Raw genomic sequence first — 14,182 nt, 5'->3', positions numbered from 1 at the left:
AGATTTTGAATACAACCAACCCTAATTTATTTAAATCCCTAAAAAACTTTGTACTTGTTTTCGGTGCTTTGCTATTTTCAGGATTAGCCTGGTCCCAAACGGAGCCAACAGCTCAAGATTCTACGCAAACCGGATTTAATTTTGGCAATATGCAAATGCCAAATCCAGCTAGTATTGAATCAAAATATAAATATGATCCCATCACGGATCGTTATATTTACACGGAAACGGTAGGTGAATTTAATATTAATTATCCCATAATTTTAACACCTGAAGAATATCAAGATTTAATTGTTAAGCAGAATTTACAGTCTTATTATAAACAAAAAATAGATGCTTTTGATGGTAAAAAGGAAGGAAGTGAAGAAGAACAAAAAAACTTATTACCTGAATTTTATGTGAATTCTGGTTTTTTTGAAACCATTTTTGGTAGTGATACTATAGAAGTTATTCCTCAAGGATCTGTTGAAATAGATTTAGGTGTTTTATTCACCAAACAAGATAATCCGGCGTTTTCACCTCGAAATAGAAGTAGTTTTACCTTTGACTTTGATCAGCGTATAAGTTTAAGTTTACTCGGTAAAGTAGGAACGCGTTTACAAGTTACTGCCAATTATGATACCGAATCCACTTTCGATTTTCAAAATTTAATTAAATTAGAATACACGCCAACTGAAGATGATATCATTCAGAAAATTGAAGTTGGTAACGTGAGTATGCCTTTAAATAGTTCGTTAATTACGGGCGCACAAAGTTTATTTGGTGTTAAAACACAATTACAATTTGGGAAAACCACCATTACGGGTGTATTTTCGGAACAAAAATCAGATAGAAGGACCGTTGTTGCCCAAGGTGGCGGTACGGTAGAAGAGTTTGATTTTTTTGCTAGAGATTATGATGAAAATCGCCACTTTTTTCTTTCACATTATTTTAGAGGAAAATACGATCAAGCTTTAGCAAATTATCCTTTTATTAATTCCAACGTTCAAATTACACGTATTGAAGTTTGGGTAACAAATAGAACCAACCGTACAGAAAACGTTAGAAATATTGTGGCACTTCAGGATTTAGGGGAATCCAATCCGAATCCAGCAGCTAATGATATATTATTAAATCCAATTCCACCGGGATTCTTAAATGCGGGTCCAAATGCATATCCAGATAACAAAAACAACGATTATGATCCAATGTCCATTGGGTCTGGTTCTGTTTTAAACAATAACATTCGGGATATTGCAACGGCACAGCAAGGTTTTGGAAGTCTATCTTCTGTTGTTAATGAAGGTTCTGATTATGCCAAATTAGAAAATGCACGTAAATTAACCGAAGGTCAAGAATATATTGTAGACACACAATTGGGTTATATTTCCTTAAACCAACGTTTAAATAATGACGAAGTAGTAGCCGTTGCCTTTCAATATACTGTAGGTGGAAAAGTGTATCAAGTTGGTGAATTCGCCAATGGTGGTATAGATCCAACAGGTGTTGATAATACAGGAACTATTACAACCGTAACCAACAATACTTTAATTTTAAAGTTATTGAAAAGTCCGATTACCAATGTGCAACAGCCTATTTGGGACTTAATGATGAAAAACATCTATGATACAGGCGCGTACCAATTGAGTCAAGATGATTTTAAACTAAATATTTTTTATAACGAAGCGTCACCTGTCAATTTTATTACACCAGTTTCTGGAACGCCATTTCCAGATTTTGAAGGTAATCCAATTCAAGAAACAACCTTATTGCGTTTATTCAATTTTGACAGATTAAATTTTAATAACGATCCACAAACCAACGGTGACGGATTTTTCGATTTTGTTCCAGGCATCACGGTCTTACCTCAAAATGGTAAAATTGTCTTTACGAAAGTGGAACCTTTTGGTGAGTATTTATTCAAAACCTTATCATTAGCAAATTCTGAAGATTATAGCAATACCGTAACTTATAACGCCAACCAAGCGAAATATGTTTATGATGTATTGTACAAAGAAACCAAATCGGCCGCTTTAGAAGAGGCTGATAAAAATAAATTCAAAATTAAAGGGCGTTATAAATCTGAAGGTGGTGATGGTATTCCAATTGGTGCGTTCAATGTACCTCGTGGATCAGTTACCGTTACAGCAGGTGGACGTACTTTGGTAGAGGGCATCGATTATACGGTGAATTACCAAGCTGGAACGGTTCAAATTTTAGATGAGGCTTTAAAAGCATCTAATACACCAATTCAAGTTTCAACAGAAAACAATGCGGTTTTTGGTCAACAAACGAAGCGTTTTACGGGTGTAAATGTTGAACACAAATTCAGTGAGAATTTTGTAATTGGTGGAACATGGCTTCATTTAAATGAACGACCAATCACTCAAAAAGCAAATTATAGTCAAGAGCCCATAAATAACCATATTTTCGGATTTAATGGAAACTATTCTACAGAAGTTCCATTTTTAACGCGTTTAGTAAATAAGCTTCCAAATATTGATACGGATGTTATGTCCAATCTGTCGGTTCGTGGAGAGTTTGCTTATTTAGCGCCAGGTTCACCGAAAGGAACAGATTTCCAAGGCGAAGCAACATCTTATGTGGATGATTTTGAAGGTTCGCAGAATAACATTGATTTAAAATCGCCACAATCTTGGTTTTTATCAAGTAGACCACGCGGTCTTAATAGTAATAATGACGACAGAAATGGTATTGAGCAAGGTTACGATCGTGCTTTATTAAACTGGTATACTATTGATCCTATTTTTTACAGCAATGGAAGTCCGGGTGGCATAACTGATGACGATATTTCTAGTTTATATACCAGCCGTGTTTTCATTAATGAATTGTTCCCGAATCAAGATATTGCACAAGGTCAAAGTACCGTTTTATATACGTTGGATTTAGCTTATTACCCAGAAGAACGCGGACCTTATAACTTCCAAACAAGTAATGTTAATATTTCTGATAATGAGTTAACCAATCCTACAAGAAGCTGGGCGGGTATAACGCGTGGATTAACATCAACAGACTTTGAACAAGCCAACGTGGAATATATTGAATTCTGGCTGCAAGATCCTTTTCAAGAAAATCAAACAAATCCAGGTGGAAAACTGGTGTTTAATTTAGGTAATATTTCTGAAGATGTTGTAAAAGACGGTCGTAAACTGTATGAAAACGGTTTACCAATTGACGGAAATGTTATTGGTGTTTTACCCCAATCTCCTTCTTGGAATACGGTTTATCCACAAAATCAATCGCTTATTTATGCCTTTGATACAACAGGACAAGAACGTACCAATCAAGATGTGGGTTATGATGGTTTAAATGATGCAGATGAACGCCTTGTGTTTCCAGATTATGGAATATTAGAAGATCCATCCAATGATAATTACACCTATTTTTTAAATGCAGATGGCGATATTTTTCAACGCTACAAACGCTATAACGGTGTAGAAGGCAACTCGCCAGACACTTTTTCTGATACCAATCGGGGTTCTACATCTCAACCAGATGTGGAAGATGTAAACCGCGATAATACCATGAATACTATTGATAGTTATTATGAGTATGAATTGGATATTAAACCGGGCGATTTAAATATTAACAACCCTTATATAGTTGATATTAAAGAAAATCAAATTAGAAGTTTACCAAACGGACAAACAGTTACTCCAAAATGGTATCAATTTAGAATTCCGGTTGATGATGTAAATAAAGCCGCTATTGGTGGAATTTCAGATTTACGTTCTGTGCGTTTTGCTAGAATGTATTTAAAAGGATTTACCGAACAAACAATTATGCGTTTTGGTACTTTAGATTTGGTACGTAGTGAATGGAGACGTTATTCTAAAACATTGGATACCGATCAAGGTGATCCAGCTTTGGATGGTACGCAATTTTCAGTAGGTGTTATTAGTACGTTGAAAAATGATGGTAGCTATCAGTCGCCTCCAGGTGTTGATCCAGAAGAACTTTATAATAATAATACCGTTATCAGACAAAATGAACAATCATTATTATTAGATGTTTGCGGTTTAGAAAATGAAGATGGGCGTGCCGTTTTCAAAAATATTAATGTGGATATGCGTCAATACAACCGTTTACGTATGTATATGCACGCGGAAGAAGGTGATCAACCAGGCTTAAATGACGACGATTTATTTGGTTTTATTAGAATGGGTAATGATTTAACCCAAAACTATTACGAAATAATGATTCCGCTTAAAGTAACGCAAGGACTTTCTAGAGAGGCACTTTGGCCAGAAGCAAACCAAGTTAATTTACCATTAGAATTATTACAGCAAATTAAAGCGAAAGCTATTGCAGACGGGAATATTACAAGTGTTAACCCAACTTATTACGATGTTATTCGTGAACAATTAGTTGGGAATTCAGTGAATGAATACAGTCCACTTCCAACAGGTTTAAGTGATGCCGATGAATACCATCGTATTGCCATTATTGGAAACCCTAACTTTGGTGATATTCGTACCTTAATGGTTGGTGTTAAAAACAGAGCCACCACGGATAAATGTGCTGTTATTTGGTTAAATGAACTACGCCTATCTGATATGGATAGTGAAGGTGGTTGGGCAGCTGTTTTAAGCATGGATTCCAATATTGCGGATTTTGCTAGTGTTAGCGCCACCGGAAGACAAAGCACTTCGGGCTTCGGTAGTATTGAACAAGGTCCAGAAGAACGTAGCCGTGAAGACGTGCAACAATATGATGTTGTTACCAATATAAATGTGGGGCAATTGCTTCCTGAAAAATGGGGTATTCAAATTCCATTTAATTATGGTGTTGGTGAAGAAAAAATTACGCCGCGTTATGATGAGTTTTATCGTGATATTGAATTGCAGACGCAATTAGATAATAATGTAAATCAGGATTCCATTCTTAATGTGAACCAGAATTTTACCAAGCGAAAAAGTATCAACTTTATTGGTGTTCGTAAAATTAGAACTGGTGAAGAGAAGCCGCGTTTTTATGATGTAGAAAATTTCACATTAAATTATTCATATAATAAGGTAGAACATCGCGATTTTGAAATTGAAAGTGCTGTTGATAAAAACTTACGGACAGGTGTAAACTACGCTTATAATTTTGCGCCTTTAAATGTGGAGCCTTTTAAAAAGAACGATTCACTTTTTACAGGTGAATACTGGAAATTATTAAAGGATTTTAATTTTAATCCGCTTCCAGCAAGTTTTACTGTAAACTCCAATGTAAACAGACAATTTAACAAGCAGAAGTTTAGAGAAATAGATTTAGGCGGCAGTAATATTGGATTGCAAGAATTGTATAGACGTAATTATACCTTCGATTTTGGTTACACCGTAAACTATAATTTAACCAAGTCGCTATCTTTAAATTTTACAGCGTCTAACGTTAATATTGTTCGGAATTATTTCAAAAATAATATCGTTAACAGTGAACAAGATCCAAGCCTAGATGTTTGGGATGGTTTCTTTGATTTTGGCGATCCCAATACGCAATACCAGCAATTAGGTATTAATTATGAAATCCCCATTAATAAAATCCCAGCTTTATCTTTTGTAGATGCAACCTATTCTTATAGCGGCGAATTTCAGTGGCAAAAAGGATCGGATTTATTTGGAGATTTAGAAGTTGACGGCATTACATACGATTTAGGAAACACGATTTCAAATGCTAATCAGCATAATATAAATACCACTCTAAACATGAGTAAGTTTTATAATTATGTGGGTTTAAAAAAGAAAGCGATTCGCAGAGGAGGATCTGCCCCAGGTCGTGATGATGTGAAGAGATCACCAACACCTCCAGGTCAAGAAAGTCTTTCCAAAGCCAATCAGGTTGCTGAATCTAAAACCCCTGCTTCTAATGCAAGCAAAAGTAGTGCGGGAACCAGGCTGTTAAATACGGGAATAGATGTAGTTACGGCGGTTAAACGTATTCAATTAAATTACTCGGAAACCAACGGCACCTATTTACCAGGATATTTACAGTCGCCAGGATTTATTGGAACCATGAAACCAACGGCTGGTTTTACGTTTGGAAGTCAAAATGACGTACGAGACATGGCCGCAAGACGCGGTTGGTTAACGTTATATCCAGATTTTAATGATCAGTACCGTGTTAATAAAACACGCCAATTTGATTATTCAGCAAACGTAGAACCGTTTAAAGACTTAAAAATTGATATTGTAGGTAACCGTATTTATTCTGAAAATTATACAGAAAATTACCGCGTAAATGATTTAGGACGCGAATATGAATATGAGTCTTTAACACCTAATTCCTTTGGAAACTTTAATATTTCTACCATGCTTATTAAAACAGCATTTAGTAGTAGTGACGAAATTCAATCGCAACCTTTTAATGAATTTAGAACAAACCGATTAAAAGTAGCGAATAGATTGGCTCAAGAATTTTATGGAAATGCTTCTTATCCTGTAGATGCAGAAGGGTATCCTGTAGGTTTTGGTAAAAATAGCCAGTCCGTGTTATTGCCTTCATTCTTATCGGCATACTCCGGTCAAAACGCTGAAAAAGTTTCTTTGAGTGCTTTTCGTGATGTGCCCATTCCAAACTGGGATATTAAGTATACCGGTTTAATGAATTTGAAATGGTTTAAGAGCAAGTTTAAGCGTTTCTCTGTGGTTCATGGGTACCGTTCAAACTATACCATCAACCAATTCCGATCTAATTTAGATTACGATGAAAATAATCCAACAGTTGTAGATCAGAGTGGAAACTTCAAAAATGAAAATATTTATAGTAATATCAACTTAAGCGAAATGTTTAGTCCGCTTTTCCGAATTGATTTTGAAATGAAAAATTCAGTCAAGATTTTAGCGGAAATGAAGAAGGATCGATTACTTTCATTGAGTTTTGACAACAATTTAATGACGGAAATTCAAGGAAACGAATATATTATTGGTTTGGGTTACCGTATAAAAGATGTGCGTATCAAATCTAAATTAGCAGGACCGAAGAAACGTATTGTAAGTGATTTGAATATGAAAGCCGATATTTCGGTACGTGATAATAAAACAATTATTCGTTATTTAGATTTGCAAAACAACCAAGTAACATCAGGTCAGACTATTTGGTCGCTTAAGTTTTCTACGGATTATGCGTTTAGTAAAAACTTAACAGGTATCTTCTATTTTGATTATGCCTTTTCAGAATACGCTATTTCAACAGCATTTCCACAAACAACCATTCGTTCAGGAATCACACTCCGATATACTTTTGGTAATTAAGGATTATTAGTTTGAAAGTATAAAGCGAATAAATACATTTGTAAAAAATATAAAATCATGAATATTCCAGCTGAATTAAAGTATACAAAAGACCATGAATGGGTTAAATTAGAAGGTGACGTAGCCACAGTAGGTATTACCGACTTCGCACAAAGCGAGTTAGGCGATATTGTCTATGTTGAAGTAGAAACTGTAGATGACACGTTAGATGCTGATGAGGTATTTGGATCTGTGGAAGCTGTAAAAACAGTTTCAGATTTATTTTTACCAATATCTGGCGAAATCATAGAGTTTAACGAAGCATTAGAAGATGCTCCAGAAACTGTAAATTCAGATCCTTACGGCGCTGGATGGATGATTAAAATTAAATGCGCAAATACTTCAGATGTTGACGGTCTAATGACGGCTGATGAGTATAAAGAACTTGTAGGTGCTTAAAAGAAATACCTTATTAATATCTATTGTTTATACGCTCTCGTTATTGACGGTAAGTTTAATTAAACTAGATTTTAGTAAGATTGATAGCTTGGCACCATCATTTGGAGATAAAATTTTTCATTTTGGTGCTTATAGCGTGTTAACGTTGGTTTGGTATTTTACCATGAATATCCAATTTAACTATTCAAAAATGAAAGCATTATCGATAGTAGTTGTATCATGCATCACGTTTGGTATAATTATTGAAGTCCTACAAAAAGAATTAACTTACACGCGTTTTTTTGATTTTTATGATATTGTAGCAAATATAGGAGGGGTCCTTCTAGCAGCAGCTATTGTGTTACTCATTAAAAAAAAGTGACGTTAAATAGTATTAATCGCTTGTATAATTACCAATTTATTGGTTATTTTAGCGAGCAGTAACAAATTTAAAACTATGGAACCTAAAAAAAATCCTAAAGCAAATGTTGGCAGAAACAGTTCGTTGTTTTTTGCTATTGGTTTAGCACTGATGTTGTTTTTAACAAACTTTGCTATTAACTATAAAACCTATGATAAAGAACTGATTGATATTGGAACTTTAGATATGGGAGATGAATTAGTTGAAGAAGTTCCAATTACGGAAACTATTGCTCAACCACCACCACCACCACCACCACCTGCAGCACCAGAAGTTATTGAGGTTATAGAAGATGACGATGAGGTTGAAGAAACCGTAATCGAATCTACTGAAACAAGTCAAGAAGAAGAAATTGTTGAGATTGAAGAGGTTGAAGTAGAAGAAGTAGAGGAAGTTGAAGAAGTTCCTTTCGCAGTTATTGAAAACGTTCCGGTTTTTCCAGGATGTGAAAGTGGTAACAACGAAGCTAAAAAAGCCTGTATGAACAAAAAGATGAATGAATTCATCGCTAATAAGTTCAACACAGATTTAGCACAAGAATTAGGATTGTCTGGAGTTCAACAAATTCGTGTATTCTTTAAAATTGATAAAAACGGTGATATTATAGATGTTCAAGCAAGAGCACCACACCCAAGTTTAGAGAAAGAAGCGAAGCGTGTTATTGGTTTACTTCCAAAAATGAAACCAGGAAAACAACGTGGTAAAGCGGTAAGAGTACCTTATTACTTACCTATAAAGTTCCAAGTTCAAGACTAAAAAACGATCGTTTTTTATATAACATTAAAATCCCGTTACTATTTCAGTAGCGGGATTTCTTTTTTTGTATCCATAAGTTTATTCTTTTGGCATAAATCCCTGATAGACTCGTTATGATATCGGCATTTTTATATGCACATTATTAAAAAAATAGTATCTTTCAACTCAAATAAAACCGTCATTAATGAGCCAAAAGAACTTCTTCACCATTCTGTTTCTTTTACTTCAATTGCATATATATTCGCAAAATAAATTTTATGAAAAACCACCCGTTTTTCCTGAATGTGAATCTGTAGATGAAAATGATGTTCAAGCCTGCTTTGACAATCAAGTTTTTAATTTAGTATTCAATAATTTCAAGGTGCCTGATGTTGTTTCAGAAAAAAACTACAAAGGTGAAGTTGTAATCTTGTTTGAAGTGGATACGGAAGGTGCTTTTAGGGTTATTTATGTGGACGCACTTTATGCGGAATTAAAAGATGAAGCTTCTCGTGTTTTTAATGAATTCCCAAAAATAAAGCCTGGAACCTATAATGGGAATCCCACATTTAAACAATACTCCTTCGCTTTAAAAATTCCATTAGTTCAGCAAGCCATAAAAACGAAAGATTTATCTAAAGATGAAGAATTAGCCGAGTTAGAAAATGGCGCTAAAACCGAATATGATAGCATTGCTGCAAAGTTGAAACCGTATTCTAATAAAGAATACAGCAGTCAATTAAATATACCATTTACGCATGACTATTATTCAAAATTTGATAGAAGTATCAATCTAGTAGGAACCAATAGTCACACAAGTTCTAAACCTTTAATGTATGAAGACGTTTCAAAATATTACAGTTTTGAAGCCGAGAAAGAAGCTTTAGCTACAACCAAATCAACATTAGCAGGCCGGAAACTTTGGAACGAACGTTTGGTGCGTATTGAAGGTGAAGATTATTGGTTTGCAATAGATCCTATTTTCGATTTTCAAGTTGGAAAAGATACGGAAGCGGAATTTAGTTCAACCTTCAACAATACTCGTGGTATAAGCATTCAAGGTGGTTTAGGAAAAACGCTTAGTTTCTATACATCGGTTTTTGAAAGTCAAGGTCGTTTTGCGGAATATTATAATCAATATGCGGAATCTATCAAGGCTAGAGACGAAGTTGCTGTAATTCCAGGTCGCGGAATTGCAAAGCGTTTTAAAGAAGATGCTTATGATTATCCGGTTGCTGAAGCTTATTTATCTTATACACCCGTAAAATTCTTCAACATACAATTCGGACAAGGTAAAAATTTTATAGGTGACGGTTATCGTTCGCTCTTAACAAGTGATGTAGCAAGTCCGGCTCCATTTTTAAAATTGAATACCACATTTTGGAAAATTAAATATACCAATACTTGGATGTGGCTCCGCGATACGCGTCGTGAAGCAGCAGATCCTGAAGGTGCTTATTTAAGTAAATATATGGCTACGCATTTTTTAAGCTGGAATGCCACAAAACGCTTAAATATCGGTCTTTTTGAATCCGTAATTTGGGCCAAAACAGATAATCGAGGTTTTGATGTCAGTTATTTAAATCCTATTATCTTTTATCGTGCAATTGAATTTGAAACGGGGCAGAATGCTGGAAACGCTGTTTTAGGTTTATCTGGGAAATATAAGCTGAATGATAACATGAATCTGTACGGACAATTTATTTTAGATGAATTTTCGCTTGCAGATATGACAGGCGGCAATAAAAGTTGGAAGAATAAATATGGCTACCAAATAGGCTTCAAATACTATGAAGCTTTTAAAGTAAAAAACTTAATGTTGCAGGCGGAATATAACCGCGTGCGTCCATATACCTATTCTCATAACACCATTGTTTTGAATTATGGACATAATAATCAAAGCATGGCGCATTTATGGGGTTCTAATTTTAGTGAGTTTATTCTTATAGGTCGCTATCATTACAACCGTTGGTTTGGAAATGCCAAAGTGGTAATGGGAGAGCGTGGTTTCGATTTTAATGATGGTGTAGATAATTTCAGTTATGGAGGTGATATTTACCGAAATTATAACGAAAGACCTTATGATACTGGCGTAACTGTTGGACAAGGAAATAGAACTACCACGTTTTTCGCTAATTTACAAGCAGGTTATCTAATAAATCCAGCAACAAATTTAAAGCTTTTTGCTGATATTACGTTTAGAGATTTCAACCCAGATACGGTAAATGCCACTACTTTTAAAAGCAATACGGTTTGGTTTAATTTAGGAATCCGAACGGATTTATTTAATTGGTATTTTGATTTGTAAAATTAACTTTTCAAGGTATCTTTGCATTCGCAATAAACGCGTAAAAAGCAACCCATTACTTTGAGTAAGCAAGCCACTTTACCGGTTACATATACTGTAATTTCTGATTTTAAGGAGATAACGAAAATGCGCTTATCTTTAAGTGTTGTTTTTTCTTCAATGGCAGGTTATCTGCTGGGTGCTGAAACCGTAGATTTTACTATCTTATTTTTATTGGCCTTAGGAGGCTACTTTATGGTCGGGGCTTCAAATGCATTCAACCAAATCATTGAAAAAGATTTAGACGCCTTAATGGATCGAACTAAAAACAGACCAGTAGCCGCTGGCCGTATGTCTGTTAATGTTGCTTTTGCCATTGCGTGTCTCTTTACTGTTTTAGGTCTTGGGATTTTATATGTTATTAATCCGCAGACGGCCATGTTTGGCGCCATCTCCATTTTCTTATATACCTGTGTTTATACCCCTTTAAAAACCAAAACACCCTTATCGGTTTTTGTGGGAGCTATTCCCGGCGCTATTCCATTTATGTTAGGTTGGGTAGCGGCTACTAATAATTTTGGTATTGAACCAGGTAGTTTATTTGCCATTCAATTTTTCTGGCAATTCCCACACTTCTGGGCAATCGGCTGGTTTTTATTTGACGACTATAAAAAAGGAGGCTTTTTCATGTTGCCAACAGGAAAACAGGATAGAGGTACAGCAACTCAAATTATTGCTTATTCAGTTTGGACTTTATTAGTGTCCATCGTACCTGCATTTGGATTTACTGGAAGACTGCAATTGTCTATTGTGGCGGCAATTATTGTGTTTCTATTAGGATTAGGCATGTTGTATTATGCTATTCAACTTTATAAAAAAATGAGTGTGCAGGCTGCAAAACAATTAATGATAGCCAGCGTGTTTTATATTTCATTATTACAAATAGTCTACGTAGTGGATAAATTTATTAGATAACCATGGATTTAACCCAAGGAACTTTAGAAGATAAAAAAGGCAGAGCAAAAAAAATGATGCTTTGGTTCGGTATATTATCATTAATTATGTCATTTGCCGGATGGACGAGTGCATTTGTTGTTAGTAGCACACGTCCAGATTGGGCATCAGACTTTCAATTGCCACAGGCCTTTATTATAAGTACGGTTGTAATTATAATCAGTAGTATAACCATGTGGCTTGCCAAACGCAGTATGGCGCAAAGCAACAGAAAAATGACAACTATTTATTTGTTAACCACCTTTGGATTGGGAATTGTATTTATATACAACCAATTTATGGGATTTCAGCAAATCATTGAATTAGGTTATAATTTTACGGGACCTACCAGTAATGTTACCATGAGTTATATCTATTTAATAGCTTTGGTGCATATTTTACACGTGGCTGTGGGGCTAATTTGCCTATTGGTCGTAATTTATAATCATTTTAAACAGAAGTATACATCGAGTCAAATGTTAGGTTTAGAATTAGCCGCAACATACTGGCATTTTGTAGATTTACTTTGGGTATATCTCTTTTTATTCTTATATTTTGTGGGTTAAATAAATCCCATGAATACCGGAACAAAAACGCGTAATTTTTAATATATGCTTAATGTGTCCAAAATTTTGGAGCGTATATTTCTTTAAAAAGATAAATTGATTATTTTTGTGCAACTTTTATTAATTAAACCTGACATATGAGTACTACAGTTGTAAAAACTGAAACAGAAGGTAAAACCTGGGGAGGCGGTAACGAACCTCTAAAAGCAAGTTACGGTAAAATGATGATGTGGTTTTTTATCGTGTCGGATGCCTTAACGTTTTCAGGATTTTTAGCAGCCTACGGATTTTCTAGATTTAAATTTAGTAATTCATGGCCAATTGCCGATGAGGTTTTCACCCACGTGCCTTTCTTGCATGGGCAAGAATTACCTATGATTTATGTAGCGTTTATGACGTTTATCTTAATCATGTCATCTGTAACTATGGTATTAGCCGTGGATGCAGGTCACCATATGAATAAGGCCAAAGTAACCATCTATATGTTCCTAACCATTATTGGTGGACTTGTTTTCGTAAGCTCTCAAGCTTGGGAATGGGTGACTTTTATTAAAGGTGATTATGGAGCTGTTGGAACTCACGGTGGAAATATTATGCAATTTGTAGGTCCAGATGGCAAACGTGTTGCTTTAGAAGACTTTGCTATAGCAGATCCTTATAACGTTCGTGAAAGACATGAAAGTAAGAAAGGACTTTGGTTTACAAGTGAAAAGTCTTTGCCAAGTTTCACCATAGACGAAGTTGTTGCTGGTTTTATAGCAAATCCAGACATATTAGTTAAAACAACGTATTCCGATGAAAATGGACAGAAAATTATTTTGTCTAGAAATGAATCGTTAACAGAATTAAAAACAAAGGGTAAAAATGTCGTTGAGGGCGCTAACCTAATTCAAAATGAATATGGTTCTCCTTTATTTGGTGACTTCTTTTTCTTTATTACTGGATTCCACGGATTTCACGTATCTATAGGAATCTTGTTAAACATTATTGTTTTCTTTAACGTTATTCTAGGAACCTATGAGCGTAGAGGAAGTTATGAAATGGTGGAGAAAGTTGGTCTTTATTGGCACTTTGTAGATTTAGTTTGGGTATTTGTATTCACATTCTTCTACCTTGTTTAATTATAGATAAAACAGTAAAAATGGCAGACACACATAAATTAGCAATATTTAGAGGATTAGTCAAGTTTAAGTCTAACACTCAAAAAATTTGGGGAGTATTAATTTTACTGACCTTGATTACAGCAGTAGAAGTCGTTTTAGGTATTTTTAAACCTGAAATGTTAATGGGTCAAGTTTTAGGGATGAGTCTTCTAAACTGGATATTTATTCTTCTAACCATAGCAAAAGCCTATTACATTACTTGGGATTTTATGCACATGCGTGATGAAACAGCTGCGTTTAGACGTATGGCAGTTTGGACTGGCGTGTTCTTAATTTCTTACTTACTATTTATACTACTTCAAGAAGGTGGTTATATAGGAAAGGTATTTGCAAATGGATTTGTAAAACAGGATTTTTAATACAGT

9 protein-coding genes are annotated in these 14,182 nt (G+C 34.9%); all 9 read left to right on the top strand.

The window, feature by feature from the left end; genetic code table 11:
- Positions 1–5: 5 nt before the first annotated feature.
- On the top strand, positions 6–7,235 hold the full coding sequence (sov, locus tag ES674_RS01055; RefSeq protein WP_148402139.1) for a T9SS outer membrane translocon Sov/SprA: 7,230 nt from the start codon (positions 6–8) through the stop codon (positions 7,233–7,235).
- Between the two features lie 57 nt (positions 7,236–7,292).
- Positions 7,293–7,673, top strand: coding sequence for a glycine cleavage system protein GcvH (gene gcvH, locus ES674_RS01050; protein WP_148402138.1), 381 nt, complete (start codon positions 7,293–7,295; stop codon positions 7,671–7,673).
- Entirely contained in the window at positions 7,666–8,034 is a 369-nt protein-coding gene (locus ES674_RS01045; protein WP_148402137.1) for a VanZ family protein, read from the top strand. The genes gcvH and ES674_RS01045 overlap by 8 nt, the downstream gene beginning before the upstream one ends.
- A gap of 75 nt (positions 8,035–8,109) precedes the next feature.
- The gene (locus ES674_RS01040) at positions 8,110–8,829 is read left to right on the top strand and encodes an energy transducer TonB (protein ID WP_148402136.1); all 720 of its coding nucleotides are present in this window, start codon (positions 8,110–8,112) and stop codon (positions 8,827–8,829) included.
- A gap of 184 nt (positions 8,830–9,013) precedes the next feature.
- On the top strand, positions 9,014–11,116 hold the full coding sequence (locus ES674_RS01035; protein ID WP_148402135.1) for a capsule assembly Wzi family protein: 2,103 nt from the start codon (positions 9,014–9,016) through the stop codon (positions 11,114–11,116).
- 60 nt (positions 11,117–11,176) lie between these two features.
- Complete coding sequence (gene cyoE, locus ES674_RS01030) at positions 11,177–12,070, top strand: heme o synthase (RefSeq protein WP_148402134.1); 894 nt, start codon at positions 11,177–11,179, stop codon at positions 12,068–12,070.
- Positions 12,071–12,072: 2 nt separating this feature from the next.
- The gene (locus ES674_RS01025; protein WP_148402133.1) at positions 12,073–12,654 is read left to right on the top strand and encodes a cytochrome c oxidase subunit 3; all 582 of its coding nucleotides are present in this window, start codon (positions 12,073–12,075) and stop codon (positions 12,652–12,654) included.
- Positions 12,655–12,791: 137 nt separating this feature from the next.
- On the top strand, positions 12,792–13,775 hold the full coding sequence (locus tag ES674_RS01020; RefSeq protein WP_148402132.1) for a cytochrome c oxidase subunit 3: 984 nt from the start codon (positions 12,792–12,794) through the stop codon (positions 13,773–13,775).
- Positions 13,776–13,795: 20 nt separating this feature from the next.
- Entirely contained in the window at positions 13,796–14,176 is a 381-nt protein-coding gene (locus tag ES674_RS01015; protein WP_148402131.1) for a cytochrome C oxidase subunit IV family protein, read from the top strand.
- Positions 14,177–14,182 lie beyond the last annotated feature (6 nt).

The organism is Bizionia myxarmorum, from assembly GCF_008086205.1.
GTDB lineage: Bacteria > Bacteroidota > Bacteroidia > Flavobacteriales > Flavobacteriaceae > Algorimicrobium > Algorimicrobium myxarmorum.
This window is presented reverse-complemented; position numbering and strand designations above follow the sequence as displayed.

What these genes read in the sequence shown, in the direction of transcription:
- ES674_RS01040 (WP_148402136.1), top strand. Translation starts at nt 8,110, where the DNA reads ATGGAACCTAAAAAAAATCCTAAAGCAAATGTTGGCAGAAACAGTTCG.
- ES674_RS01035 (WP_148402135.1), top strand. Translation starts at nt 9,014, where the DNA reads ATGAGCCAAAAGAACTTCTTCACCATTCTGTTTCTTTTACTTCAATTG.
- ES674_RS01015 (WP_148402131.1), top strand. Translation starts at nt 13,796, where the DNA reads ATGGCAGACACACATAAATTAGCAATATTTAGAGGATTAGTCAAGTTT.
- ES674_RS01020 (WP_148402132.1), top strand. Translation starts at nt 12,792, where the DNA reads ATGAGTACTACAGTTGTAAAAACTGAAACAGAAGGTAAAACCTGGGGA.
- ES674_RS01025 (WP_148402133.1), top strand. Translation starts at nt 12,073, where the DNA reads ATGGATTTAACCCAAGGAACTTTAGAAGATAAAAAAGGCAGAGCAAAA.
- gcvH (WP_148402138.1), top strand. Translation starts at nt 7,293, where the DNA reads ATGAATATTCCAGCTGAATTAAAGTATACAAAAGACCATGAATGGGTT.